We start from the raw sequence: 24,497 nt of genomic DNA, 5'->3' as shown, positions 1-24,497 counted from the left end.
ATACTGTTCCGCCGTATGAGCGTGAACCGAGTGACGACAAGGACCGTGCCCGAGGAAACCGAGGGCGTACGGACGCCGCTGCGCGGCAGGGACGCAGAACTGGCGTTCATCGAGGCGCGGCTCGACGCGCTCGACCGGGGCGAAGGCGGGATCATCCGCGTCGAGGGCCCCATAGGCATCGGCAGGTCCAGGATCCTCGCGGAGGCCGCGGCAGCCGCGAGGCGGCGGGGGACGAGGGTGTTCGAGGGAGCGGCGGACCCCGACGAACAGTTCGTGCCGCTCGGCCCGCTCCTCGACGGTCTGCTCTCCGGCGAGGAACCGCTGTCGGGCGCCGTCCGTCTCAGGGGCCTCGCCACGACGCCCGGCCAGCGCTTCTGGCTGCTCCAGGAACTGGGGGACCGCCTGCGGGAGACGGCTCGAAACGGCCCCCTGCTCGTCGTCCTCGACGACCTCCAGTGGTGCGACGACCTGACCCTTCTCACCTTCAACACCCTCGCGGCCGGACTCTCGTCGCACGCCATCCTGTGGCTGGTCGCCGTGCGCGGCGGCAGCGTGCCGTCGGGAGTGCGCACGACCCTGGACCGGATCCGCCAGGCAGGCGCACACGAGCTGGCGCTGGGAGCGCTGGACGACCAGGCGACCACACGGATCATCGAGGACGTCCTCGGCGCCGCTCCCGACCCGGACGTCCTCCGCGTCGCCCGCCGCGCCGAAGGAGTCCCGCAGCTGCTGGTCGAGCTGCTCGGCTCGCTGCGGGAGGCAGTGACGATCGAGAACGGCACGGCCAGGCTGTCGGCCGGACCACCCGCCCCACGGGAACTCCCCTCGGTCGTGCGCCGCCTCGGCCAGCTGTCCGACGAGGCACGGGAGCTGGTGCAGACGGCGGCCGCCGTGGGCGCCCCGGTCACCGTCGCGCTGCTGGCCGAACTGCTCGGCAGGTCCCCGGCGGCGCTCATCACAGCGGTACGGGAATCCCTCGACGCCGATCTGCTCACCGAAAGCGGCGATCGCCTCGCCTTCCGCCACGACCTGATCCGCGAGGCGGTCCAAGCCGGCCTCCCCCTGTCCCTGCGTCAGGCCCTGCGTGGTCAAGCCGCCGAGCTGCCGCCGGGGAGCGCGGCCTCCTCTGTCGAGCATCCCGGGCCGTCGGCCGGGAGAGCACCGGCAGATGCGGCGGAGGCCGGGAGAGCGGGTGCGGGAGACGTGGCGGAGGCCGACCGGCTGCGCACCGCCGCGGCGGAACTCGCGGCCACCGCTCCCGGACCCGCCGCGGAACGCAGCCTCAAGGCTCTGGAACTCACGGTGGCGGACGCTCCGGAGCGGCCGCGGGTCATCGCCGAGACGATCCCGCTGCTCTGGCAGACGGGCCGGGCCGCCCAGGCACGTGAGCTGGGTGTCTCCGCCCTGGCGACCGGCGGTCTCGGACCTGAGGACGAGGCGCGCATACGCCTTGCCCTGGCACGCCTCGCCGTACCGTTCGACTTCTCCGAGGCGGTCCGGCAGGCCCGCGCCGGGGCGGCACTGCCCGGGATCCCCGTGGACGTGAGGGGGCGACTGCTCGCCATGCTCGCGGTCGGCCTCTCGATGTCGGGCGAGCACTCGGCGGCCGAGCAGGTCGCCGCGGAGGCGTGGGAGACCGCAGCGGCAGCGGCGGACCGCTCCGCCGAGGCCACGTTGACGACGGTCCGCTCGGCCGTGAGTTTCCACCGCATGGACTTGACCGAGGCGTTCCGGCAGGCCGAGCGGGCCGCCGCGCTGGCCGACGCCCTGGGCGTCAGCACCTCGCTGTGGGTTCCGGAGGCCTTGTGGCACGCTCTCCTGTCGAACACCACCGGACGCTCCGCGGAGGCGCTCGCCGCCGCGGAGGACGGCATCCGGATCACCAGGGAGCAGGGCCGGACGGCGGCCACCCGTATGTGGCTCATGACCCGCTCCCGCATCCTTCTGGAGGCCGGACGGCTGACGGACGCCCGGGCCGACGCCGAGGCCGCGTCCGCGACGACCGACGATCTCGGCCCGGGAAACCTCGCCGACGTCACGCTCCGGTACGTGATGATGCGCGTCGCCCTCCACACCAACGACCAGCAGACCGCACGAACGTACGCGGCGGAGGCGAGGCGCATGCGGAGCGACGGCGCACCCGTCGTCCGGTACTTCGGCTCCTGGATGCTGGCACTGATGGCCGACTTCGAAGGCCGGCCCGACCGTGCCATGGCCGAACTCGACGAGGTGATGACGTCGCCCGCCGCGGACCGGCCGGCCTACGCCGGCTTGGTCGACCCTGCCGACGCCCCGTTCCTCGTCCGCCTGGCGCTGCGTGCCGGCGCGCACGAACGGGCCGCGCAGGCAGTGGCCCTGGCCGAGCGACTGGCCGTGCTCAACCCCGACCTCACGTTCCTCGCCGCCACCGCCGCGCACGCCCGGGGGCTCCTCGACAACGACCTCGCCCCTCTCGTACGCGCCGTCCGGCTGTACGAGGACTGCCCTCGGCCGTTGGCCCGGGCGTCGGCACTGGAGGACGCCGGACGCAAGCTGGCGGCCACCCGCATGCCCGAAGCGGTGCCGTACTTCGACACGGCCCTCGCGCTCTACGCGCGAGCGGGCGCCGAGCGGGACGTCGCACGCGTCCGCCGGCGCCTGCGGGCCGCTGGTGTCCGCCGCCGGCCCTCGACGGCCGGACTCTCCGGTGCATGGCCCGAGCTGACGGCCGCGGAGATACGGGTGGTACGGCTCGTGGCCCGTGGGCTGACCAACCAACAGGTGGCCGAGCACCTCTCCCTCTCGCCGCACACGGTGGGTTCGCACCTGCGCCGGGCCTTCACCAAGCTGGACCTCACCTCGCGCGTGGAGCTGGCCCGGCTGGTGAAGCATCGCGACAGCGGAGAGTAGTCGCTTCGTATCCCCCGTGGGCGTCATGGCAATGGACGATTCGTGTGATGTGCCGACGTCGTCGCTTCCTCAGAATGATCAAGAGCCGCGGACTGGAAAAGTCCGCGGGGAGCCGTTGGTCGAGAGAGGAACAGCGCATGACCGCAAGGCTCCAGCGAGCCCGCCCCGGCAGCCCCGAGCTCCAGGCGCTTGTCGACGAGCTCGCGGAGCGGCTCGGCCGGTCCGTCGCCGTCGACGACCCGCTGGTCCGCATGGTCTGCACGAGCCGCCACTTCGGCGACGAGGACCCGGTGCGCATCGGCACCCTGTTGCAGGGCCGCGCCGACAACGCGACCATCCGCTACGTCCTCGCCCAAGGCGTGACCCAGTGGTCCCGAGCCGGATTCATCGATGGCCGTGACGATCTCGGACTGCTGCCCCGTTACGTCGTGCCCCTGCGCGAGCGCGGGCACCTTTTCGGACTGCTCCTGGTGGTCGTGCCCGAGAAGACGCTCGCAGAGCACGAGACACGTGCCATCGCCCGGGCCGCGGACGCCATGGCCGCCCAGATGTACGGAGAGCACATCGCCACCGACACCCGGAAGGCCGACGAGCGGGACCTCGTCCTCGAACTCGTCGGCACCGACGTCGCCGCCCGTACCACCGCACGGCGGCGAGGCAAGGAACTCGGACTGCTCGGAGCAGCCGAGCACGTCCTGGTCACCGTCGTCCAGCTGAGCTGCGCGACGGAGCACGTGCGGCAGTCCGAGGCGGCCCTGTGGGGGGCGCTGGAGGGGTTCCGGCAGACGCGTTCGGCCACGGGCCTCATCGCGATCGGCAAGGAGCGGGCGATACTGCTCCAGCTGCGCGATGGCCCACCCGGCCAGGACGAGGTCACCGCACAGTCCGCTCGCATCCTGGACGAACTCCGCACCTTCCTGGGCCCGTCGGCGGGCCCCGTGATCGGCGTCGGCGGCCGGCACCCCAGCCTGGACGGTGCATGGACGTCGTACGAGCAGGCGCTCGTGGCGGCACGCGCGGCACGCCGACTGCCCACCCTGAACAGCGCCAGTGACTGGGAGCTGCTCGGGGAGCTCGCGGTGCTGCTCCAGCTCCCCGAGCACGCCCTGAACGCGTCTTTGGTCCCGAAGCCGCTCCGTACCCTGAGCGGCGCTCATGGCGGCGACCGCCTGCGGGACACCCTGCGCTGCTTCCTCGAACACGCGGGATCGATTCCCCGGACCGCGGACACGCTGGGAATCCACCGCACCTCGCTCTACTACCGCCTGCGCCAGATCCAGGAGATCACCGGACTCGACCTCGACGACGGCGCCCACCGGCTCACTCTGCACCTCGGCCTCAGGATCGAGGAACTCCTCGCCCCGGGCGGCGACGGGGCCGTCTGACCACGGACTCGCTTCGACAAAGCGAGGAGGATCCACGGCCCGATTCCTACAGCTCGCGGTGGTGCGGGCGGCGGGCCCCATTCGATGATGTTCGGGACGGGCGGGAGTGATGTACCGCCTCTGACCAGGGGAGAGGTCATGAAGGAACTGATCACGACGGACGGCGCGCGGCTCGCGTACCAGGACACCGGCGGCGAGGGCGTCCCACTGGTGATGCTGCACGGCTGGGGGCAGACGCAGGCGATGTTCCGCCACCAGATCGAGGGGTTGGCGCCCGGCCGTCGCGTCGTCACCGTCGACCTTCGCGGCCATGGGAAATCCGGCAAGCCGCGTCACGGCTACCGGATCGCCCGGCTCTCCCGCGATGTGCTCGAACTCGTCGACCATCTCGGTCTCGACCGTTTCGACGCACTGGGCTGGTCCATGGGCGTCTCGGTGTGGTGGAGCTTCATCGACCAGTACGGGACCGGACGGATCCGGCGCTTCGTCGCCGTCGACCAGCCCGCGGCGGTCGCCGCCGTGCCCTGGATGACCGAGCGGGAACAGCGGGACTCCGGTGCCATCTTCGATGTATCGGGGCTGTTGTACCTGGGTGCGGCCCTCGCGGGGCCGGAGGGCGACGCGGTCCGCGCCGACTTCGTGCGCGGCATGTTCTCCGGCGAGCCCGACTCCGAGGTACTGGCCTTCGTCGGCGAGGAGATCCGGTCGGCACCCGCCTACGCGGGCGTACCGCTGCTGTTCGACCACTGCGCGCAGGACTGGCGCGACGTGCTTCCCCGGATCGATGTGCCGACCCTGGTGATCGGCTGTGAGGGAAGTCATGTGCACCCCGATTCGCAGCGCTTCGTCGCCGAGCGGATTCCCGGTGCACGCCTGCACGTCTTCGCCTCCGACGTCGCGAGCTCGCACTTTCCCTTCCTGGAGAACCCGCCGGCCTTCAATGCCGTGGTGGAGAAGTTCCTGGCCGAGGAGCCGGCGAACGGGGCGTGAATCCGCCCTCCGCCCGCACGCACCTACGGCTAGGAATCCCCATGACCCTCACACTGATGTCACGTGCGCCCCAACGCGTGCCCCGGCAAGCGCCCGATCCGACCTCGCCCTCCTCCCGCTCGGGGTGGCTGGTCCAGATGCTCTCCGAGATGCCGGAGACGAACGACCGGACCCACGTCTACCTCGGCGTCCATGTCCGTGGGCCCGTCACCGTCGTCCACGAGCGCGCCAAGTCCTTGTTGGAGCCGAACGACCTGGTCTTCTGCGACTCCGCCCGACGGCATCTGCTGCAGTTCGGAGAAGACTGCCAGATGATCTTCTTCCGAGTGCCCCGGTGCTATCTGGGCGTCACGGAGTCGGAACTGAACCAGGTGCTCGGCGTACCCGTACGCGGCGGGGAGGGGATCGGGGCGCTGGCGTCCGACTTCCTGACCGCGCTCGCCGCCGAGACGGAGTTCCGACGGTCCACGATCGGGGACCGGCGTGCCCGGACGGCCGTACACCTCCTCTCCGTCCTGGTCATGGAGCTCCTCGAAGCGGACACGACGGACGAGGCCGACGACGCGTCCGGGGCCGTCACCGAGATGCTGTCCCGTATCCACGGCTACATCGAAGAGCATCTGATGGACCCGGACCTCTCACCGGAGTCGATCGCACGCGCCCACCACATCTCCGTCCGGTACCTGCAGAAGCTCTTCCAGAACGACGGCAGCACGGTGAGCCAATGGGTGCGGCGGCGCAGGCTCGAGTTCTGCCGGCTCGAACTGGGCCGCTCCAACCGGAGGATCACCATGGCCGCGGTGGCACACCGCTGGGGCTTCAGCAGCCCCTCGCACTTCAGCCGCACGTTCCGCGGGGCCTACGGCATGAGCCCCAGCGAATGGCAGGCGCTGGCGACGTCGGCCTTCGCGACGACGACTGCCGGCGCCCAGGACGAGCGAGGGCGCTGAGACGCGTGTGCGCCGTCGTGTCAGCGCGGATGCACGCACGTACAAGAGGTACCGCTTGCACGGCCCTACCGTGAGTAACCGTCGCACGGACCTCTTGCCGCATTCCGGGCCGCGCCCTGACCGTCGTGACGACGCCCCACACGTGGCCCGACACCGAGAAGAGAACTCGCATGAGCAACCCCACCGTCGTCCTCGTGCACGGTGCCTTCGCCGACGCGACAGGCTGGATAGGCGTCATCTCGGAACTGCGGAGCAGCGGTATCCCGGTGATCGCTCCGTCGAACCCGCTGCGGGGCCTGACGTCGGACGCCGCCTACCTCGCCTCCGTCCTGGCCCAGGTCGACGGCCCGGCCGTACTCGTCGGCCACGCCTACGGCGGTGCGCTGATCACCGTGGCCGGCACCGCGGAGAACGTCGTCGCGCTGGTCTACGTCGCCGCCTACGTGCCCCACGAGGGCGAGAGCCTCGGCCAACTCCAAGGGCGCTTCCCCGAGTCCCCGCTGACGGGCAGCCTGAAGGAGTGGACGTACCCGCTCCTCGACGGCGACTCCGGGGTCGAGGTCACCATCGAGGAGACGGCCTTTCCCTCCGTCTTCGCGGCGGACGTGCCCGAGGACGTCGCCGGCGTCCTGGCAGCGGCCCAACGCCCGCTCGCCACGGCCGCCTTCACCGAGACCGCGTCCGCGGCGGCGTGGCGGTCGAAACCGTCCTGGGCGCTGGTGGCCGGGGCGGACCGCACGATCAGCCCCGAGGTCCAGCGCTTCGGCGCCGCACGAGCCGGAGCCGTCGTCGTCGAACTTCCGGACGCCTCCCACGCCGTCGTCCTCTCCGAGCCCACACGGGTCGCCGACCTGATCAGGGACGCGGTACGGGCGACGAGCTGACCGACCGACCTCCGCGACGACAGGACCGGGACCGGGCCAGTCGTCGACCGACCGGCGGGCCGGCTTGATGGCGCAGGCGTGAGGAGCGGTTAGCGACTGCGCTTCTCCCCAGAGGCTCCCCAGCGTCCTTGGAACCTCGAAAGCCCAGGTCAGGGGCCCCTTTGGGGCTAGGCGAGGAGATCGCCCGCATCTATTCCCCCCAGCGCCCCCGCGGCTGCTTCTGGGTCGATCTGTGAGTGATGCGAAAGTGAAGTGCGAAGGATGGCTGAGTGTCATGCGATGGGCTTAGAGCCAGTCCCGCCGCTTGAAAATCACGTACAAACTGACGCAAACCATCCCCATGAGGCAGATCGCAAGGGGGTATCCGAAGCTCCAACCCAACTCAGGCATGTACTCAAAGTTCATGCCGTAGATGGTGCCGACCAGGGTGGGGGCGAAGAGGATGGCGGCCCAGCTGGAGATCTTCTTGATCTCCTCGTTCTGTTCGAAGCCGGCTTCGGCCAGGGCTCGCATTTCGGCGTTCTGCTGTTGGGAGACCAGGGTGGCGTTGACCGTCAGGATTTCCGTCAGGGCCTGGCGGAAGCCGTCCACGCGTTCGCTGGTGTGGGTGACGTGGTCGGCCACGTCGCGCAGGTAGCGCTGGAGTTCCTCGTCCGTGCCGTACTTCGCGAAGCCCGCCATCAGGGCGTGGAGCATGCCGACCAGGGGGCGGGTGGCGCGTTGGAACTCGACCATCTCGCGGGAGAGTTCGTAGATGCGGCGGGAGACCTCCGGGTCGCCGCGGAAGACCTCCGTCTCGATCTCGTCCATGTCGTTCTGAACGCCCGCGACGACCGGGGCGTAGCCGTCGACCACCGCGTCGAGGATCGCGTACAGGGCGGCCTCGGGGCCGAGGGAGAGGAGTTCCGGGGTCTCCTCCATGCGGCGGCGGACCGCGGAGAGGTCGGGGGCGGCGCCGTGGCGGACCGTGATCAGGAAGTCCGGGCCGACGAAGACGTGCAGCTCGCCGAACTCGACCTCCTCCGAGGCGTCGAGGTAGCGCGCCGCGCGCAGGACGACGAAAAGGGTGTCGCCGTAGCGCTCCAGCTTGGGGCGCTGGTGGGCCTCGAGGGCGTCCTCGACGGCGAGCTCGTGGAGGTTGAACTCGGCGGCCAGCGAGTGGAGCTCGGGCTCGGTGGGGCGGTGCAGGCCGATCCAGGCCATGCCGTCGGGCTCGTCCCGCAGCCGGCGGAAGGTCTCCGCGAGGGTCGCGGGGGAGGCGATGCGCCGGCCGTCGCGGTAGACGGCGGAGTCGATCACGCTGCGGTGGTCCGGGGGAGTGGCCGGCGCCGCCGCGGGCTCCGGGCCGGCCGGCGGGGAGGCGGGGGGCGCGGCCGGCGGGGGCGTGGGGCGGCGCCATCCGGTGCGCTTCCCGGAGGGTGCGGGGCGGCGGTGGCGGTGGTCCGGGCGCTCCGGCATCGCAGGTCAGCTCCCCAGTCGGCGTCTTTCCTTCGGCGAGAGGAAGGATATCGGAAGGATATTGGTCGTTCTGGGCCACTCTGAGCCTTTTCGTTTGCGGACAGCATCCGTCCGCAAGTGCGGGTAGCTTGCCGGTATGGGCTCCGTACTCGACACCCGTTCACTGAACCGTGCCACGCTCGCGCGCCAGCTGCTCCTGAGCCGCGCCGCGCTCCGCGCCGAGGACGCCGTCGCGCACCTGCTCGGACTCCAGGCGCAGAACGTGAAGCCGCCGTACTTCCAGCTGCACGCCCGGCTCGCCGGATTCCGGCCCGCCGAGCTCGCGGAGCTGATGGAGTCCCGGAAGGTGGTCCGGATGGTCACCATGCGCTCCACCATCCACACCCACACCGCGCACGACGCGCTGACCCTGCGGCCGCTGGTCCAGGCCGCCCGCGACCGGGAGGTCAACGTCTTCCGCAAAGGGCTCGTCGGGGTGGACCTCGAGCGCCTCGGCGAGCTCGCCCGGGCCTTCGTCGAGGCCGAGCCCCGCACGATGGGCGAGATCCGCGAGGAGCTGCTCGCGTACTGGCCGGACGCCGATCCGCAGTCCCTGTCCGTCGCCGCACGCTGCCTGCTGCCGCTCGTCCAGGTCACGCCGCGCGGGGTATGGGGGCGCAGCGGGCAGGTACGGCTCACCACCCTGCAGCAGTGGACCGGACGCCCGCGCGCCGGAGACCCGCCGGCCGAAGCGCCGGCGGCGCCCGCCCTCGACGAGGTCGTACTGCGCTACCTCGGCGCCTTCGGGCCCGCCTCCGTCAAGGACATGCAGACCTGGGCCGGGCTGACGCGGCTGCGCGAGGCCTTCGAACGGCTGCGGCCCCGGCTGGCCGTCTTCCGCGACGAGCACGGCGTCGAGCTGTTCGACCTGCCCGACGCGCCCCGGCCCGACGCCGACACCCCCGCGCCGCCCCGCTTCCTCCCGGAATTCGACAACCTGCTGCTCTCCCACGCCGACCGCACCCGCGTGATCGCCCCCGAGCTCAAGGGGCGCACCTGGACGGGCAACCAGGCCCACCGCACCCTCCTCGTGGACGGCTTCGTCGCCGGGCTGTGGCAGTGGGAGGGCGCGTCGCTCACCGTCGACCTCTTCGGCAAGGCCTCGAAGGCGGACAAGGAGCACATCGTCGCCGAAGGGGAGCGCGTGATCGCCGAGATGGGCGAGCCGGGCGAGGTGGGAGAGATGGGCGAGCCGGGCGGGCCGACCGCGACCGGCGGCCGTCCCTCCGTACGCTTCGGGTCAATCCACGGCTGACGCCGCTCTGGTGGGGCGTACGGGCGGCACGGCACGATGCCTTCCATGACGCACAACACCGGCGCCACCGCCGAGTTCCTGGCCGCACGCGACTTCCTGCTCGAACGCCGCGGGGACTACGAAGCCGCCCACGCCGGATTCACCTGGCCACGCCCCGAGCGCTTCAACTGGGCCCTGGACTGGTTCGACCACATCGCCACCGGCAACGCCGACGACGCGCTGCGCATCGTCGAGGAAGACGGCACCAGCCGCTCCGTCTCCTTCGGGGAGCTGTCCGTACGGTCGGACTCCGCCGCCAACTGGCTGCGCGAGCAGGGCGTCGCGGCCGGCGACCGGGTCCTGGTCATGCTCGGCAACCAGCGGGAGCTGTGGGAGGTCGTGCTCGGCGCGATGAAGCTGCGCGCCGTCGTCATCCCCGCCACCCCCCTCCTCGGCACGGCGGACCTGTGCGACCGCATCGAGCGGGGCAACGTACGCCACGTCATCGTGCGCGCCGAGGACACCGGCAAGTTCGACGGGGTCCCGGGCACCTACACCCGCATCGCCGCCGGAGCGGAGGTGCCCACCGGCTGGCGGCGGCTGGAGGACATGTACGCGGCCGACGGCCCCTTCAGCCCGGACGGCGAGACCCTGGCCACCGACCCGCTGATGCTGTACTTCACCTCCGGCACCACCGCCCGACCCAAGCTCGTCGAGCACACGCACGCCTCGTACCCCATCGGGCACCTCTCCACCATGTACTGGCTCGGGCTGCGCCCTGGCGACGTGCACCTCAACATCGCCTCGCCCGGCTGGGCCAAGCACGCCTGGTCCAACCTCTTCGCCCCGTGGAACGCCGGCGCCACCGTCTTCGTCCACAACTACACGCGCTTCGACGCCGAGCGCCTGATGGCGGAGATGGACCGGCACGGCGTGACGACCTTCTGCGCCCCGCCCACCGTGTGGCGGATGCTGATCCAGTCCGACCTCACCAAGCTCCGCACCCCTCCGCGCGAGGCCGTCGCCGCGGGCGAGCCGCTCAACCCCGAGGTCATCGAGAAGGTCCGCGAGGCCTGGGGGATCACCATCCGCGACGGGTTCGGCCAGACCGAGACCACCCTCCAGGTCGGCAACTTCCCCGGCGCCTCGGTCAAGCCCGGCTCGATGGGGCGTCCCGCGCCCGGGTACGAGATCGTGCTGCTCGACCCCGTCACCGGCAAGGAGTCCCCCGACGAGGGCGAGCTCTGCGTGGACCTGCACACCCGCCCCGCCGGGGTGATGACCGGCTACCGGGACGATCCGGAGCGCACGGCCGAGGCCATGGCGGACGGGCTCTACCGCACCGGCGACATCGCCTCGCGCGACGACGCCGGGTACCTCACCTACGTCGGCCGCTCGGACGACGTCTTCAAGGCCTCCGACTACAAGATCAGCCCGTTCGAGCTGGAGAGCGCCCTGCTGGAACACGAGGCCGTCGCCGAGGCCGCCGTGGTGCCCGCCCCCGATCCGCTGCGGCTGGCCGTGCCGAAGGCGTACATCGCGCTCGCCGCCGGCTGGGAGCCCGGGCCGGAGACCGCCCGGGCCCTGTTCGCGCACTCCCGCGCGGTGCTGTCCCCGTACAAGCGGATCCGCCGCATCGAGTTCGCGGAGCTGCCGAAGACCGTGTCGGGCAAGATCCGCCGGGTGGAGCTGCGGGAGCTCACCGCGGCCGGCTCGGGGGCGGAGTACGACGAGGCCGAGCTCGGCTGAGCGGCTCGTACGGAGGGCGGATAGCGCCGGGGGGGGGGGGGGGGGCGGGCGGGGGCGGCCCGCCCCCCCCCCCCCCCCCCCCCCGCCCCCGTACGGTCCGCTACGCCGGCAGCTGCGCCTCGATCGCCGCGATGACCTCGGGGGCCTCGGGCTCCACGCTCGGCCGGAAGCGCGCCACGACCTCGCCGGCGGGGGAGATCAGGAACTTCTCGAAGTTCCACTGGATGTCCTCGGCCGCCTCGCCGTCGGCGTACGCGGTCTTCACCAGCTCCGTGTAGAGCGGGTGCCGGTTCTCGCCGTTGACGTCGGTCTTCTCCAGCATCGGGAAGGTCACGCCGAAGCCGGCCGCGCAGAAGGTCGCGATGTCGTCCGCGGTGCCGGGCTCCTGGCCGCCGAACTGGTTGCAGGGCACACCGATGACGGTGAAGCCCTTCTCCTCGTACGCGAACTGCAGCCGGGCCAGTCCCGAGTACTGCGGGGTGAGACCGCACTGCGAAGCGGTGTTCACCAGCAGGATCGCCTTGCCCTTGTGGGCCGCCAGGCTGGTGGGCTCGTCGGACAGGGTGGTCAGCGGGATGTCGTACAGGCTCATCGGGCTCTCCTCGGCACAGATACGGATACGTGTTCCGCCATGTGCTCCGAGCCTACGTCCTGCCCCGCGGGCCGCTCGAACCGGTCGCCCCGGGCCGGAGCGACCCACAAGGACACCGCTTACGCCCCCGCGTCCACCAGGGCGTCCGCCGCGTCGTTGACCGGCTGCGGCATGCCCGTGAGGTCCATGACGAACAGCGGTATCCCGAGGTCGTCCGCTCGGGAGCGGGCGTCCTGCGTGTACCCGGCCAGCGAGAAGTAGACGCTGGTCGCGGAGGCCGTCAGCCCGTTCAGCCAGACGCACTCCACGGCCCGCAGCCCGGCCGGCGCGGTGGTCGGGTCCACCTGGGCCACCAGCCCTGGGGCCCGCAGGTCCACGGCGGCCGAGGGGATGGGCGGCCCGTCGGGCCGGCGGACGTCCTGGAAGCCGAGCCACCGCAGGTACAGCGCGGCCGTGGCCACCGCGTCCCGGGCGGTACGGATGGTCACCGGGCGGAACGCGGGCCGCGGTCCGGGGGCCGCCGCGGGCCGCCCGGGAGCGGAGCCGCCGGGTTCCTCGGGTGATGCCGGCCCCGCGGCCCGCCCCTGCCCCCGTACGTCTCCCCGTACGTCTCCCTGCGCATCTCCCCGTACCTCCGGACGCGGACGCAGCCCGTCCCGTACGCCGCCGCCCGGCGCCTGCTCGGACTCGGGCTCCACCGGATGTACCGGACGCACCGGAATCCGCGCCACCGTGCCGCACGAGGTGCAGCCCAGCTCCGGATGCGGCCACTCGTCCACCCGCCCGCAGGCCGCGCAGCGCACCGCCACCCACGTGTCGGACCAGGTCCGGTGCGTCAGCGGCAGGGGCGCCGCCGCCAGGTCCAGCGGCGGGGTGACCGGGGTCCCGCACGCGCACGGGAAGACCGGGGCGGCGTAGTCGTTCTCCCGCAGGCACGCCGGGCAGCGCACCGGTACCGCTTCCGCCATGAGTGCGCCCCTCCGTCGCTGTGCGTGGACCCATGCTCCACCACCGGCCACCGACGGGGCGAGCGCGCCCTCGATTTTCCGCTGATATTCCGCCGCGTCCCGGTCGTTCGTACAAGTCGTTTGCGCGAGACGCGGCTTTTGGTGTGTTCCGGGGTCCTGAAGCTCCTTGACGTGTCGGGACTCGCCGCTTAGCTTGTTCCGTATAGCAGAACAAAACTTCCGCATTACGGAAACGCCCCGGAATCCGGAAGCAGCCTGGCCGCCTGACCCGCCTGACCGCCTGACCCGCAGGAGAACTCGATGCCTCGTATGACAGCCGCCGCCGCTGCAGTGGAGATCCTCAAGCTCGAGGGTGTCGAACAAGCGTTCGGCGTCCCCGGTGCTGCGATCAACCCGTTCTACCGCGAGCTCAAGAACGTGGGCGGCATCAGCCACACGCTGGCCCGCCACGTCGAGGGCGCCTCGCACATGGCCGAGGGGTACACCCGTGCCAAGGCGGGCAACATCGGCGTCTGCATCGGCACCTCGGGTCCGGCCGGCACCGACATGATCACGGGTCTGTACTCGGCCATCGCGGACTCGATCCCGATCCTGTGCATCACCGGTCAGGCTCCGGTCTCGAAGCTCCACAAGGAGGACTTCCAGGCCGTCGACATCGCCTCGATCGCCAAGCCGGTCACCAAGGCCGCGACCACCGTCCTGGAGGCCGCGCAGGTCCCCGGCGTCTTCCAGCAGGCCTTCCACCTGATGCGCTCCGGCCGTCCGGGCCCGGTCCTGATCGACCTCCCGATCGACGTCCAGCTGACCGAGATCGAGTTCGACCCGGAGACCTACCAGCCCCTGCCGGTCTACAAGCCGCAGGCCTCCCGCGCCCAGGCCGTCAAGGCCCTGCAGTTCCTGCTGGAGTCCGAGCGCCCGCTGATCGTCGCCGGCGGCGGCATCATCAACGCCGACGCCACCGACCTGCTGGTCGAGTTCGCCGAGCTGACCGGCGTCCCGGTCATCTCCACCCTCATGGGCTGGGGCACCATCCCGGACGACCACGAGCTGGCCGCCGGCATGGTCGGCGTCCAGACCGCGCACCGCTACGGCAACGCGACCTTCCTGGAGTCGGACTTCGTCTTCGGCATCGGCAACCGCTGGGCCAACCGTCACACCGGTTACAACCTGGACGCCTACACCAAGGGCCGCAAGTTCGTCCACGTCGACATCGAGCCCACCCAGCTCGGCAAGATCTTCGCCCCGGACTTCGGCATCGCCTCGGACGCCAAGGCCGCGCTGGAGCTCTTCATCGAGGTGGCCAAGGAGCTCAAGGCCGAGGGCAAGCTGCCGGACTTCTCCGCCTGGGCCGCCTCCGCCCAGGAGCGCAAGGCCACCCTGCAGCGCCGTACGCACTTCGACAACATCCCCCTGAAGCCGCAGCGCGTCTACGAGGAGATGAACAAGGCCTTCGGCCCGGAGACCCGCTACGTCACCACCATCGGCCTCTCCCAGATCGCGGCCGCGCAGTTCCTGCACGTCTACCGCCCGCGCCACTGGATCAACTGCGGCCAGGCCGGCCCGCTCGGCTGGACCATCCCGGCCGCGATCGGTGCCGCCACCGCGGACCCGCAGACCCCGATCGTCGCGCTCTCGGGCGACTACGACTTCCAGTTCATGATCGAGGAGCTGGCGGTCGCCGCCCAGCACAAGGTCCCCTACGTCCACGTCCTCGTGAACAACGCCTACCTGGGCCTGATCCGCCAGGCGCAGGGCGGCCTGGGCATCAACTTCGAGGTCAACCTCGAGTTCGAGAACATCAACACCCCCGAGCTGGGCGTCTACGGCGTCGACCACGTCAAGGTCGCCGAGGGCCTGGGCGTCAAGGCCATCCGCGTCACCGACCCGGACAAGCTGGGCGACGCCTTCGAGGAGGCCAAGAAGCTGGCCCAGGAGTTCCAGGTCCCGGTCGTCGTCGAGGCCATCCTGGAGCGCGTCACCAACATCGCGATGAGCAAGACGGTCGACATGAGCGACGTCACCGAGTTCGAGGAGCTCGCGACCGAGCCGGGCCACGCCCCGACCGCGATCCGCCCGCTGTCCGTCTGATCACCGGATCGTCCGACGCTCTGATCGCCTGACCGTCGGACTGCTGCGGTACGCAACGGCCCCCGTCCCTCCGCGAGGAGGAACGGGGGCCGTCGTGCGTGGTGTCACGCCGGTGCCGGGCCGCTGGTCAGTACCTCTCGGCCCGCCTCCCACACCGAGCCCCGCCAGCCCTGCCGAGCCACACCGAGCCCTGCCGAGCCCGCGCCTGACGGAGCACACGCACCGCCTCGGCATACTGCTCCGATGGACAGACCAACGGCCCCTTGGCGCAACACGACGCACGACTGGACCCGCTCCGTGGACGCCGGACACCTCGCCGCCATCCGCCGCGAGCAGGCCGTGCTCGCCCCCGGCGGGCTTCCCCACCTTCTCCTCGAAGTCCTCGCGTACGCGGCCGACGAGGCGCAGTGCACCGGCGCGGGGCGGTGCACCATCACGCTCCACGCCGACGGATCGGTGTCCGTGGCGGACGAGGGCCGGGGCACCGACACCCGCCTCGACGACCACGGCCGGCCGGTCAAGAAGCCGGTCATGGCGACGAAGGACCTCCGGTTCTTCGACCACCCCGGGGCGCAGATCCTTCCCGACGGCCACCCGCGGCGCGGCATGTCCGTCGTGGCGGCGCTGAGCGAGCGGCTCGTCCACACCAACCGCCGCTCGGGCGGCGCCTGGGTCCAGTGCTACGAGCACGGCGTTCCCGTCACCGACCTGACACCGATCGCCGATGACGGCACCACCGGTACGACGGTCCACTTCAGTCCGGCCGGGCCCGTACGCGCGGCGTGCGGCGGACCGGCACCCGTCGATCCGGGCGCTCTCGCGAAGGCCTGGCCGCACCTGTCGGTGGAGATCGACGACCGCCGGGCATGACAAAGCGCCGAGTCACGGGACCGTCCGTGACTCGGCGCTTTGAGTGTGACCGCCCGACGGTGCGAGGCTGGCGCGACAGGACGTTCGCGCCGCCGGGCGGAGTATGGCGACTTCTGTACGGGGGCTCTGTGCGTAGCCCCCGTACAGAGAGGAGTGGCTGGGACCGCGACGGGCGGTGACGAGAGCTTCGGCGTCGTCTCCCTCAGGTCAAGAGACGGGCCTCGGCACCCATTACCACCGCACTGGCTCACACGCCCGTCGCGGCCCTCGTCCGGCCCTTACCGCGTACCACCCCTCATCCGGGTCCGCGGTTCGGGCTCGGCACCCGGGACCTGACCTCCCGCCAGGTCCCCGGTGCAGCTGTGAGGCTCAGGCGTCGCGCAGGGCGCGGACGGCCTCCTCGACGCGCTTGCCGTAGTCGGCGTCGGCGGCGTGGAAGTGAGCCAGGTTCTTCTCGATGACGTCCTCCAGGGTGACCTGAGACAGGCCGCCGGCGATGTTCGCCACCAGACGCTGCTTCTCGGCCTCCGACATCAGGCGGTAGAGCTCACCGGCCTGGAAGAAGTCGTCGTCCTTGGTGTGGGCCGGGGCCTCGTGGGTGCCCGTGTAGCCGGAGACGGCCTTCGGGGCGCCGAGCGCCAGACCGGTCTCGGCCGGGCCCTGGTACGAGTTGGGCTCGTAGTTCTTGTCGTGGCGCGAGCCGTTGCGCAGCGCCATGACGCCGTCGCGGCCGTAGTTGTCGGCCGTGGTCGCCTTCGGGGCGTTGACCGGCAGCAGGGTGTGGTTCACACCGAGGCGGTAGCGCTGGGCGTCGGCGTAGGCGAAGAGGCGGCCCTGGAGCATCTTGTCCGGGGAGGCGGTGATGCCCGGGACGAAGTTGTTCGGGGAGAAGGCGGACTGCTCGACCTCGGCGAAGACGTTGTCGGGGTTCCGGTCGAGGACCAGGCGGCCCACGCGCTGCAGCGGGTAGTCGCTGTGCGGCCACACCTTGGTGAGGTCGAACGGGTTGAAGCGGTAGTCCGCGGCCTCGGCGGCCGGCATGATCTGGACGTAGAGGGTCCAGCTCGGGTTCACACCGCGCTCGATCGCCTGGAGCAGGTCGGTCTGGTGCGAGTTGGCGTCCTTGCCGACGAGCTCGGCGGCCTGCTCGCCCGACAGGCAGCGGATGCCCTGGTTCGTCTTGAAGTGGTACTTGACGAAGAAGGCCTCGCCCTGCGCGTTCGTCCACTGGTAGGTGTGCGAGCCGTAGCCGTTCATGTGACGGTACGAGGCCGGTATGCCGCGGTCACCCATGAGCCAGGTGATCTGGTGCGTCGCCTCGGGGGCGTGCGCCCAGAAGTCCCAGACGTTGTCCGGCTCCTGCTTGCCCGTGAAGGGGTCGCGCTTCTGGGAGTGGATGAAGTCGGGGAACTTGATCGGGTCCTTGATGAAGAACACCGGGGTGTTGTTGCCGACGAGGTCGTAGTTGCCCTCTTCGGTGTAGAACTTCAGCGCGAAGCCGCGCGGGTCGCGGACCGCGTCCGCGCCGCCCAGCGAGTCGGCGACGGTGGAGAAGCGCAGGAAGGTCTCGGTCTTCTTGCCGACCGTGTTCAGGAACGCGGCGCTGGTGTAGGCGGTGACGTCGTCGGTCACCTCGAAGTAGCCGTACGCGGCGGAACCGCGGGCGTGCACCACGCGCTCCGGGATGCGCTCCCGGTTGAAGCGGGCCAGCTTCTCCAGGAGCTGCTGGTCCTGGATCAGGAGCGGGCCACCGACGCCGGCGGTGGCGGAGTTCTGGTTGTCGGCGACCGGGGCGCCGGACTCGGTCGTCAGCGTGCGCTTCGACATGGTGACCTTCCGTACGGGAAACCTGCTGACGGAAAGCGTCTTCCGTCATGCGGAACAGCCTAATTTCAGGCCGAACGCAGCGTCAACAGTTTGTTGAACAAAGATGGAGAGAGGTGATCCGGACGGTGCCGGCGCTTGGGCGCGACAGGACAGGTGTCAGCACCGGCACCATCCGGAAACTCAGGGCCCCTGCGAGAGGGGAGGCGCTCAGATCTGGGCGCCGGAGAGGCGCTCGACCGCGCGGAGCAGGGCGGAGTGGTCCAGGCCGCCGTCACCCTGGGCGCGCAGCGAGGCGACGAGCTGGGCGACGACCGCGCCGACCGGGAGGGCCGCACCCACGTTGCGGGCGGCGTCGGTGACGATGCCCATGTCCTTGTGGTGCAGGTCGATCCGGAAGCCGGGCTTGAAGTCGCGGTTCAGGAAGTTGTCCTTCTTGCGGGTCAGGACCGTGGAGCCGGCCAGACCGCCGTTGAGGACGTCCAGGGCGGCGTTCAGGTCCACGCCGGACTTCTCCAGGAAGACCACGGCCTCGGCGCACGCCTGGATGTTGACGGCGACGATGAGCTGGTTGGCGGCCTTCACCGTCTGGCCGGAGCCGTGCGGACCGCAGAGCACGATGGTCTTGCCGAGGGCCTCGAGGATCGGCAGGGCCGCGTCGAAGTCGGCCTTCTCGCCACCCACCATGATCGACAGGACGGCCTCGATGGCGCCGGCCTCGCCGCCGGACACCGGGGCGTCGATGACGCGGATGCCCTTCTCGGCGGCGTTCTTGGCGAGGTCGATCGAGGTCTGCGGGGTGATCGACGACATGTCGATGATCAGCGCGCCGGACTTCGCGTTCTCCAGGATGCCGTTCTCACCGTAGGAGATGGCCTCGACCTGCGGGGAGGCGGGCACCATCGTGATGATGACGTCGGCGTCCTTGACGGCCTCGGCGATCGAGCCGGCGGCGCTGCCGCCCGCGGCGGCCAGGCGGTCCAGCTTGTCCTGCTCCAGCGTGAAGCCGGTGACCGAGTAGCCGGCCTTCAGGAGGTTCTCGGCCATGGGGGAGCCCATGATGCCGAGGCCGATCCAGGCGATGTTGGGGAGCGTGCTCATGATGAGGGTCCTTCTCTTAATGCTTTGTACGAAAAGTTCGTGAGGTGCCTGGCTGATCGCCCGGACTTTGTCCGCCTACTGGGCGGCGCGGGCCTCGGCCGGCAGCCACCCGAAGGAGGCGGCGGCGTCGGCGGCCTTGTACTCCAGGCCTACGTAGCCCTCGTATCCGGCCTTCTTCAGCTGGTCGAGCAGCTCCGCGAGGGGCAGCTCGCCGGTGCCGGGGGCACCGCGTCCGGGCTTGTCCGCGATCTGGACGTGGCCGGTCTTGGCGGCGTACTTTTCGATGACCTCGGAGAGGTCCTCATCGTTCATCGCCAGGTGGTACAGGTCGAGCAGGAACTTGGCGTTCCCGAGGCCGGTGGCCTCGTTCACCTTGTCCACGACCTCGATGCCGGCCGGGGCGCTCACCAGCGGGTAGAGCGGCGACTCGGGCTTGTTGAGGGTCTCGATCAGCAGGATCGCGCCGACGCGGTCGGCGGCCCGGGCCGCCGTGACCAGGTTCTCCAGGGCGAGCTCGTCCTGGACGGCCGGGTCCACACCCTCGACGCGGTTGCCGTAGAGGGCGTTCAGCGCCTTGCAGCCCACCGAGGCGGCGAAGTCCGCGGCCACGTTGATGTTGGCGTTGAAGCGGTCCGACTCCTCGCCGGGTACCGAGACCGCGCCGCGGTCCGGGCCCGGGAGCTGTCCGGCGTAGAAGTTCAGGCCCACCAGCTGGGTGCCGGCGTCCTCAAGAGCCTTCTTGAGGGCGTCGAGCTCCTCCTGAGCGGGGGTGGGGGTCTCGATCCAGGGCCACCACAGCTCGACCGCGGTGAAGCCCGCCGCGGCGGCTGCCGCGGGACGCTCCAGGAGCGGGAGTTCCGTGAAGAGGATCGAAAGGTTCACATCGAAGCGCTGGTCCGTGTATCCCATGAGGGGTGTGCGCTCCTTCCGTATTGCGGAAGTTAGTTTCTGCTTGATGGAAGACTGCATGGGCTTCCGCGTGGATGTCAAGCCCGGACTCCCGAAAAATTGCGCCCACCCGTCGCCCGGCCACCGCCCCTCACGGAGGCGCGTTCGCGCCGCCGCTTCTCATCCGGGTAGCTTGACCAGCGTGCGATTGAGAGTGGAGTTCACGACCGAGCCCTTCGATCTCGAAGAGGCCCCTGCCCATGCCGTGGCCGCTCGCGAGGTCATCCAGAAGGCCCAGCTGGACGCGGTCGACGTGGGCCCGTTCGGCAATACCGCCGAGGGTGACGCCGAGACGGTGCTGACCGCGGTGGCCGCGCTGCTGCGCGACTCGCTGGAGTCCGGCGCCACGCGCGTCTCGCTCCAGGTCAACGTGATCGGGGAGGACACCCCATGACCGAGCCCCGCGACCACCCGTTCGTCACCGCGGTCAAGCCGCTGGTCGACGCGATGGGCGGCGAGCTGATGGATCCGTCCCTGGCGCAGCCCGACGACGTCGTGCTCAGCTGGGAGGGCCAGGACCTGCTGGCCGTACGCCTGCCCCAGCTGTCCGATTCGCTGGACCACATCCTCGCGGCGCTGGAGCGCCGGCACGGCGTACCGTTGTCACAGCTCGACCGGAAGTCCAAGCAGGACGTCGTACGGATACTCGAGGCGCGGGGCGCCTTCTCCGTGCGGCACGGTGTGGAGACGGTCGCGGGTGCCCTGGGCGTTAGCCGTTTCACGGTCTACAACTACCTGAACAGGGAAAACGCCAACAAAGGCAACCAAGCGTGAAATCGACCTGACTGATGGTGACGAGCCGCCGCCCCGGATTCATCCGGGCGGCGGCTTTTGTGTACGGGAAGTTTCAACAAAGTGTTGACGCCGTGTTGTCGAGGGCGTTAGCTATGCGCAGCCCGTCAAGCAACAACAGGCCACGGAGGCCTACCGTGACTTCGAGTCCGACCCCGGGTCTCACCCGGTTCAACGCCTTGGACGACAGTGCGGCCACGGCCGAGCTGCACGAGGTGTGCGCCAGTTCGGCATGGGGGAGCAAGCTGCTCGCGCAGCGTCCCTTCGCCGACGCCGAAGCCCTGTTTTCGGCCAACGAGTCCGCCATGGCGGAGCTCACCGCCGAGGACCTGGCCGAGGCGATGGCAGGCCACGCGCCGATCGGCCGGCCGAAGCCGGGAGACCCGACCTCCGCCCGCGAGCAGCGCGGCATGGCCGGCGCCTCGGAGGAGCTCAAGAACGAGCTCCTCGAACTGAACCTGGCGTACCAGGAGAAGTTCGGCCACGTCTTCCTCATCTGCGCCACCGGTGCGACCGGTGAGTTCATGCGGGACGCGGTCAAGGTCCGGATCGACAATTCGCCGGAGCAGGAGCGGGAGATCGCCCGCGGCGAACTGGTGAAGATCAACCGGATCCGTCTGACCCGCCTCGTGGAACTCGTAGAAGAAGGAGCGTGAGCATGAGCACCGCGACCACCGCGTCGGTGTCCACGCACATCCTGGACACCAGCATCGGACGCCCCGCCGAGGGCGTCGCCATCTCCCTGTCGGCCCGCACGGGTCTGGACGGCGAGTGGGCGGCCCTGGGCGGCTCCGCCACCGATGCGGACGGGCGATGCAAGGACCTGCCGGCGCTGCCGGAGGGCACCACCCACGTACGTCTCGACTTCGAGACCGAGACGTACTTCTCCAAGAAGCAAGCCGAGGCGCAGCAGGACGCCCCCCGCGTAAGGGACAGCGGTGCGTTCTTCCCCGAGGTCACCATCACCTTCGCGGTGAACCCGGGCGAGCATTACCACGTACCGCTGCTGCTCAACCCGTTCGGCTACTCCGTTTACCGAGGGAGCTAGCATGGCCACGATTCTGGGCCAGAACCAGTACGGCAAAGCAGAGAACCGCGTCGTCAAGATCACGCGGGACGGCGACACGCACCACATCAAGGACCTGAACGTCTCGGTCGCCCTCTCCGGCGACATGGACGACGTCCACTACTCCGGCTCGAACGCCAACGTCCTGCCGACGGACACCACCAAGAACACGGTGTACGCGTTCGCCAAGGAGTACGGCATCGAGTCCGCCGAGCAGTTCGGCATCCACCTGGCGCGCTGGTTCGTGAACAGCCAGGAGCCGATCCAGCGTGCGCGCATCCGGATCGAGGAGTACGCCTGGGACCGGATCGCCACCTCGGACGCCAACTCCAAGTTCATCGGCTCCGACGAGGTCAACCACTCCTTCGTCCGCAAGGGCATGGAGACCCGCGTCACCCAGATCACGTACGACGGCCGGAACTGGGAGGTCATCTCCGGCCTCAAGGACCTGATCGTCATGAACTCCACGAACTCCGAGTTCTGGGGTTACGTGAAGGACAAGTACACGACCCTGCAGGAGGCGTACGACCGCATCCTGGCCACCCAGGTGTCGGGTCGCTGGCGCTTCAACTGGACCGACGACGAGCAGCGGATGCCCAACTGGGAGAAGTCCTACGCCGAGACCAAGAAGCACATGCTTCAGGCCTTCGCCGAGACCTACTCCCTCTCGCTGCAGCAGACCCTGTACCAGATGGGTTCGCGCATCATCAACCACCGTTCGGAGATCGACGAGGTCCGCTTCTCGCTCCCGAACAAGCACCACTTCCTCGTCGACCTGGAGCCCTTCGGCCTCAAGAACGACAACGAGGTCTACTTCGCCGCGGACCGTCCGTACGGTCTGATCGAGGCCACGGTCCTGCGGGACGGCGTTGACGCCCGCATCCCCGTGGACATGACCAACCTCTGAGCGCGGCACGCGCGTCCCGGGGCCCCGCAGTGGCCCCGGGACCGCGCGACACGCCCCCCACTTCCTGAATCGGCACCCGGACGCAACCCACGGGGCGACAGTACTGTCAGCTGTCAGGCCCCCGGCTCCGGCACTCAAATCCCCTGGGTTTTGCCGTGCCCGCACCGCCACTGAAAGCACGAGGAAGTCCCATGGCAGCATCGGCAGCCCAGGACGGCGCAGTAGAGCGCATCGTCATCGAGAACTGCGCGATCGCAACCGTCGATGCGAACGACACCGAGTACGCCTCGGGTCACATCGTCATCGCCGGCAACAAGATCGAGTCCATCGGCGCGGGCAAAGCCCCCGAGAACCTCGACAACGTCGTCCGCCGCATCGACGGCACCGGGCACCTCGTGACTCCCGGTCTGGTCAACACGCACCACCACTTCTACCAGTGGATCACGCGTGGCCTGGCCACCGACCACAACCTCTTCAACTGGCTCGTCGCGCTGTACCCGACGTGGGCGCGCATCGACGAGCAGATGGCCTACACGGCCGCCCAGGGCTCCCTCGCCGCGATGGCCCGCGGTGGTGTCACCACCGCGATGGACCACCACTACGTGTACCCCAAGGGTGCCGGCGACCTCTCCGGTTCGATCATCCGCGCCGCCTCCGAGATGGGCGTCCGCTTCACCCTCGCCCGCGGCTCGATGGACCGCAGCGAGAAGGACGGCGGTCTGCCGCCGGACCACGCCGTCGAGACCCTCGAGGGTGCGCTCGCCGACACCGAGGCGACGGTGAAGAAGTACCACGACGCCTCCTTCGACGCGATGACCCAGGTCGCCGTCGCCCCCTGCTCCCCCTTCTCGGTCTCCACCGAGCTGCTGAAGCAGGGCGCCGAGCTGGCCCGCCGCCTCGGTGTGCGCATGCACACGCACGGCAGCGAGACCGTCGAGGAGGAGAAGTTCTGCCACGAGCTCTTCGGCATGGGCCCGACCGACTACTTCGAGTCGACCGGCTGGCTCGGCGAGGACGTGTGGATGGCGCACAGCGTCCACATGAACGACTCCGACATCGCAGCGTTCGCCCGTACCAAGACCGGTGTCGCGCACTGCCCGTCCTCCAACGCCCGTCTGGCCGCCGGCATCGCCCGCGTCCCGGACATGCTGGCCGCCGGTGTCCCGGTCGGCCTCGGCGTGGACGGCACCGCCTCCAACGAGTCCGGTGAGCTGCACACCGAGCTGCGCAACGCGCTGCTCATCAACCGGCTGAACCCGGTCCACCGCGAGGCCGCGCTCAACGCCCGCCAGGCCCTGCGCCTCGGTACGTACGGCGGCGCGCAGGTCCTCGGCCGCGCCGACAACATCGGCTCGCTGGAGGCCGGCAAGTGCGCCGACCTGGTGCTCTGGAACCTCAGCACCTTCCTGCACTCCTCGATCGCCGACCCGGTCACCGCACTGGTCTTCGGTGCGGCCGCCCCGGTGACGGCGTCGTTCGTCAACGGCAAGCAGATCGTCGAGAACAACCGCCTCCTCTTCGCCGACGAGGACGCCATCGCCGTGTCCACCCGCGAAGAGGCCCAGCGCCTCGCGCGCATCACCGCGCAGGGCTGATCCCTCGAAGTCCGGCCGGGGGGGACGGCCCCCGGCCGGCGGGGGGGGGGGCCCGCGGGGGGGGGGGGGGGCCCGGCCGGCGCGCCCCCCCCCGGGGTGGGGGGGGGGGGGGGCGGGCGCGCCCCCGGGCCCCCGCGGGGGGCCGGGGGGCGCGCGCCCGCCCCCCCG

General features: G+C 70.3%; 21 protein-coding genes. 15 read left to right on the top strand and 6 right to left on the bottom strand.

Annotation, left to right across the window (positions count from 1 at the left end):
* Window positions 1-15: 15 nt before the first annotated feature.
* From ACFYZS_RS39450 to ACFYZS_RS39430, 5 genes are all read left to right on the top strand, one after another.
* The gene (locus tag ACFYZS_RS39450) at window positions 16-2,889 is read left to right on the top strand and encodes an AAA family ATPase (protein ID WP_389024123.1); all 2,874 of its coding nucleotides are present in this window, start codon (window positions 16-18) and stop codon (window positions 2,887-2,889) included.
* Between the two features lie 137 nt (window positions 2,890-3,026).
* A complete protein-coding gene (locus ACFYZS_RS39445) occupies window positions 3,027-4,274 on the top strand; it encodes a PucR family transcriptional regulator (RefSeq protein ID WP_389024120.1) in 1,248 nt (415 codons plus the stop codon).
* Between the two features lie 138 nt (window positions 4,275-4,412).
* A complete protein-coding gene (locus ACFYZS_RS39440; RefSeq protein ID WP_389024118.1) occupies window positions 4,413-5,264 on the top strand; it encodes an alpha/beta fold hydrolase in 852 nt (283 codons plus the stop codon).
* 41 nt (window positions 5,265-5,305) lie between these two features.
* A complete protein-coding gene (locus tag ACFYZS_RS39435) occupies window positions 5,306-6,214 on the top strand; it encodes a helix-turn-helix domain-containing protein (protein WP_389024115.1) in 909 nt (302 codons plus the stop codon).
* A gap of 170 nt (window positions 6,215-6,384) precedes the next feature.
* A complete protein-coding gene (locus ACFYZS_RS39430) occupies window positions 6,385-7,098 on the top strand; it encodes an alpha/beta fold hydrolase (protein ID WP_389024112.1) in 714 nt (237 codons plus the stop codon).
* A gap of 285 nt (window positions 7,099-7,383) precedes the next feature.
* Here the strand turns inward: ACFYZS_RS39430 and ACFYZS_RS39425 are convergent, their stop codons facing one another.
* A complete protein-coding gene (locus tag ACFYZS_RS39425; protein ID WP_389024109.1) occupies window positions 7,384-8,556 on the bottom strand; it encodes a magnesium and cobalt transport protein CorA in 1,173 nt (390 codons plus the stop codon).
* Between the two features lie 136 nt (window positions 8,557-8,692).
* Between ACFYZS_RS39425 and ACFYZS_RS39420 the strand changes: the two genes are divergently transcribed.
* Window positions 8,693-9,850 (top strand): winged helix DNA-binding domain-containing protein, encoded by a 1,158-nt coding sequence (locus tag ACFYZS_RS39420; protein WP_389024106.1) that lies wholly within the window; start codon window positions 8,693-8,695, stop codon window positions 9,848-9,850.
* A 45-nt stretch (window positions 9,851-9,895) separates the two neighbouring features.
* Window positions 9,896-11,578 carry an AMP-binding protein gene (locus ACFYZS_RS39415; protein WP_389024104.1) on the top strand — a complete coding sequence of 561 codons (1,683 nt, stop codon included), beginning with the start codon at window positions 9,896-9,898 and terminating at the stop codon, window positions 11,576-11,578.
* A 100-nt stretch (window positions 11,579-11,678) separates the two neighbouring features.
* Here ACFYZS_RS39415 and ACFYZS_RS39410 read toward each other — a convergent pair whose 3' ends face one another.
* Window positions 11,679-12,170: a glutathione peroxidase gene (locus ACFYZS_RS39410; protein WP_389024101.1), complete on the bottom strand. Its 492-nt coding sequence runs from the start codon at window positions 12,168-12,170 to the stop codon at window positions 11,679-11,681.
* Window positions 12,171-12,289: 119 nt separating this feature from the next.
* Window positions 12,290-13,138: a hypothetical protein gene (locus ACFYZS_RS39405; protein WP_389024099.1), complete on the bottom strand. Its 849-nt coding sequence runs from the start codon at window positions 13,136-13,138 to the stop codon at window positions 12,290-12,292.
* A gap of 300 nt (window positions 13,139-13,438) precedes the next feature.
* Between ACFYZS_RS39405 and gcl the strand changes: the two genes are divergently transcribed.
* Together gcl and ACFYZS_RS39395 are read left to right on the top strand one after the other, a co-directional pair.
* On the top strand, window positions 13,439-15,226 hold the full coding sequence (gene gcl / locus ACFYZS_RS39400; protein ID WP_389024096.1) for a glyoxylate carboligase: 1,788 nt from the start codon (window positions 13,439-13,441) through the stop codon (window positions 15,224-15,226).
* 243 nt (window positions 15,227-15,469) lie between these two features.
* Complete coding sequence (locus ACFYZS_RS39395; RefSeq protein WP_389024093.1) at window positions 15,470-16,096, top strand: ATP-binding protein; 627 nt, start codon at window positions 15,470-15,472, stop codon at window positions 16,094-16,096.
* 369 nt (window positions 16,097-16,465) lie between these two features.
* Here ACFYZS_RS39395 and ACFYZS_RS39390 read toward each other — a convergent pair whose 3' ends face one another.
* The 3 genes from ACFYZS_RS39390 to ACFYZS_RS39380 all read right to left on the bottom strand — a co-directional run bounded on the left by ACFYZS_RS39390 (window position 16,466) and on the right by ACFYZS_RS39380 (window position 19,930).
* On the bottom strand, window positions 16,466-17,923 hold the full coding sequence (locus tag ACFYZS_RS39390) for a catalase (RefSeq protein ID WP_389024091.1): 1,458 nt from the start codon (window positions 17,921-17,923) through the stop codon (window positions 16,466-16,468).
* A gap of 207 nt (window positions 17,924-18,130) precedes the next feature.
* Window positions 18,131-19,021: a 2-hydroxy-3-oxopropionate reductase gene (locus tag ACFYZS_RS39385; RefSeq protein WP_048478351.1), complete on the bottom strand. Its 891-nt coding sequence runs from the start codon at window positions 19,019-19,021 to the stop codon at window positions 18,131-18,133.
* A 75-nt stretch (window positions 19,022-19,096) separates the two neighbouring features.
* Window positions 19,097-19,930 carry a TIM barrel protein gene (locus ACFYZS_RS39380; RefSeq protein WP_389024088.1) on the bottom strand — a complete coding sequence of 278 codons (834 nt, stop codon included), beginning with the start codon at window positions 19,928-19,930 and terminating at the stop codon, window positions 19,097-19,099.
* A 181-nt stretch (window positions 19,931-20,111) separates the two neighbouring features.
* Here ACFYZS_RS39380 and ACFYZS_RS39375 point away from each other — a divergent pair, with 181 nt between their 5' ends.
* From ACFYZS_RS39375 to ACFYZS_RS39350, 6 genes are all read left to right on the top strand, one after another.
* Window positions 20,112-20,363, top strand: a complete 252-nt coding sequence (locus ACFYZS_RS39375) for a hypothetical protein (RefSeq protein ID WP_389024085.1) — start codon at window positions 20,112-20,114, stop codon at window positions 20,361-20,363.
* Window positions 20,360-20,743 (top strand): helix-turn-helix domain-containing protein, encoded by a 384-nt coding sequence (locus tag ACFYZS_RS39370; RefSeq protein WP_389024082.1) that lies wholly within the window; start codon window positions 20,360-20,362, stop codon window positions 20,741-20,743. The genes ACFYZS_RS39375 and ACFYZS_RS39370 overlap by 4 nt, the downstream gene beginning before the upstream one ends.
* Before the next feature lie 155 nt (window positions 20,744-20,898).
* Window positions 20,899-21,417, top strand: a complete 519-nt coding sequence (gene uraD / locus ACFYZS_RS39365) for a 2-oxo-4-hydroxy-4-carboxy-5-ureidoimidazoline decarboxylase (protein ID WP_389024080.1) — start codon at window positions 20,899-20,901, stop codon at window positions 21,415-21,417.
* Between the two features lie 2 nt (window positions 21,418-21,419).
* Complete coding sequence (gene uraH, locus ACFYZS_RS39360; protein ID WP_048478356.1) at window positions 21,420-21,809, top strand: hydroxyisourate hydrolase; 390 nt, start codon at window positions 21,420-21,422, stop codon at window positions 21,807-21,809.
* A 1-nt stretch (window position 21,810) separates the two neighbouring features.
* On the top strand, window positions 21,811-22,734 hold the full coding sequence (gene pucL, locus ACFYZS_RS39355; RefSeq protein ID WP_389024077.1) for a factor-independent urate hydroxylase: 924 nt from the start codon (window positions 21,811-21,813) through the stop codon (window positions 22,732-22,734).
* 191 nt (window positions 22,735-22,925) lie between these two features.
* On the top strand, window positions 22,926-24,329 hold the full coding sequence (locus ACFYZS_RS39350; RefSeq protein ID WP_389024074.1) for an 8-oxoguanine deaminase: 1,404 nt from the start codon (window positions 22,926-22,928) through the stop codon (window positions 24,327-24,329).
* Window positions 24,330-24,497 lie beyond the last annotated feature (168 nt).

Origin of the sequence: Streptomyces sp. NPDC001903, assembly GCF_042891345.1 — a bacterium.
Taxonomy (GTDB): Bacteria; Actinomycetota; Actinomycetes; order Streptomycetales; family Streptomycetaceae; genus Streptomyces.
Note: the sequence above shows the minus strand (reverse complement) of the source record. Positions and strands in the feature narration are given on the sequence as shown.

Coding starts and splice junctions, on each gene's coding strand:
- ACFYZS_RS39405 (WP_389024099.1), bottom strand. CDS start 13,138: ATGGCGGAAGCGGTACCGGTGCGCTGCCCGGCGTGCCTGCGGGAGAAC.
- gcl (WP_389024096.1), top strand. CDS start 13,439: ATGCCTCGTATGACAGCCGCCGCCGCTGCAGTGGAGATCCTCAAGCTC.
- ACFYZS_RS39440 (WP_389024118.1), top strand. CDS start 4,413: ATGAAGGAACTGATCACGACGGACGGCGCGCGGCTCGCGTACCAGGAC.
- ACFYZS_RS39390 (WP_389024091.1), bottom strand. CDS start 17,923: ATGTCGAAGCGCACGCTGACGACCGAGTCCGGCGCCCCGGTCGCCGAC.
- uraH (WP_048478356.1), top strand. CDS start 21,420: ATGAGCACCGCGACCACCGCGTCGGTGTCCACGCACATCCTGGACACC.
- ACFYZS_RS39450 (WP_389024123.1), top strand. CDS start 16: ATGAGCGTGAACCGAGTGACGACAAGGACCGTGCCCGAGGAAACCGAG.
- ACFYZS_RS39420 (WP_389024106.1), top strand. CDS start 8,693: ATGGGCTCCGTACTCGACACCCGTTCACTGAACCGTGCCACGCTCGCG.
- ACFYZS_RS39385 (WP_048478351.1), bottom strand. CDS start 19,021: ATGAGCACGCTCCCCAACATCGCCTGGATCGGCCTCGGCATCATGGGC.
- ACFYZS_RS39435 (WP_389024115.1), top strand. CDS start 5,306: ATGACCCTCACACTGATGTCACGTGCGCCCCAACGCGTGCCCCGGCAA.
- ACFYZS_RS39370 (WP_389024082.1), top strand. CDS start 20,360: ATGACCGAGCCCCGCGACCACCCGTTCGTCACCGCGGTCAAGCCGCTG.
- ACFYZS_RS39415 (WP_389024104.1), top strand. CDS start 9,896: ATGACGCACAACACCGGCGCCACCGCCGAGTTCCTGGCCGCACGCGAC.
- ACFYZS_RS39395 (WP_389024093.1), top strand. CDS start 15,470: ATGGACAGACCAACGGCCCCTTGGCGCAACACGACGCACGACTGGACC.
- pucL (WP_389024077.1), top strand. CDS start 21,811: ATGGCCACGATTCTGGGCCAGAACCAGTACGGCAAAGCAGAGAACCGC.
- ACFYZS_RS39410 (WP_389024101.1), bottom strand. CDS start 12,170: ATGAGCCTGTACGACATCCCGCTGACCACCCTGTCCGACGAGCCCACC.
- ACFYZS_RS39350 (WP_389024074.1), top strand. CDS start 22,926: ATGGCAGCATCGGCAGCCCAGGACGGCGCAGTAGAGCGCATCGTCATC.
- ACFYZS_RS39445 (WP_389024120.1), top strand. CDS start 3,027: ATGACCGCAAGGCTCCAGCGAGCCCGCCCCGGCAGCCCCGAGCTCCAG.
- ACFYZS_RS39425 (WP_389024109.1), bottom strand. CDS start 8,556: ATGCCGGAGCGCCCGGACCACCGCCACCGCCGCCCCGCACCCTCCGGG.
- ACFYZS_RS39430 (WP_389024112.1), top strand. CDS start 6,385: ATGAGCAACCCCACCGTCGTCCTCGTGCACGGTGCCTTCGCCGACGCG.
- ACFYZS_RS39380 (WP_389024088.1), bottom strand. CDS start 19,930: ATGGGATACACGGACCAGCGCTTCGATGTGAACCTTTCGATCCTCTTC.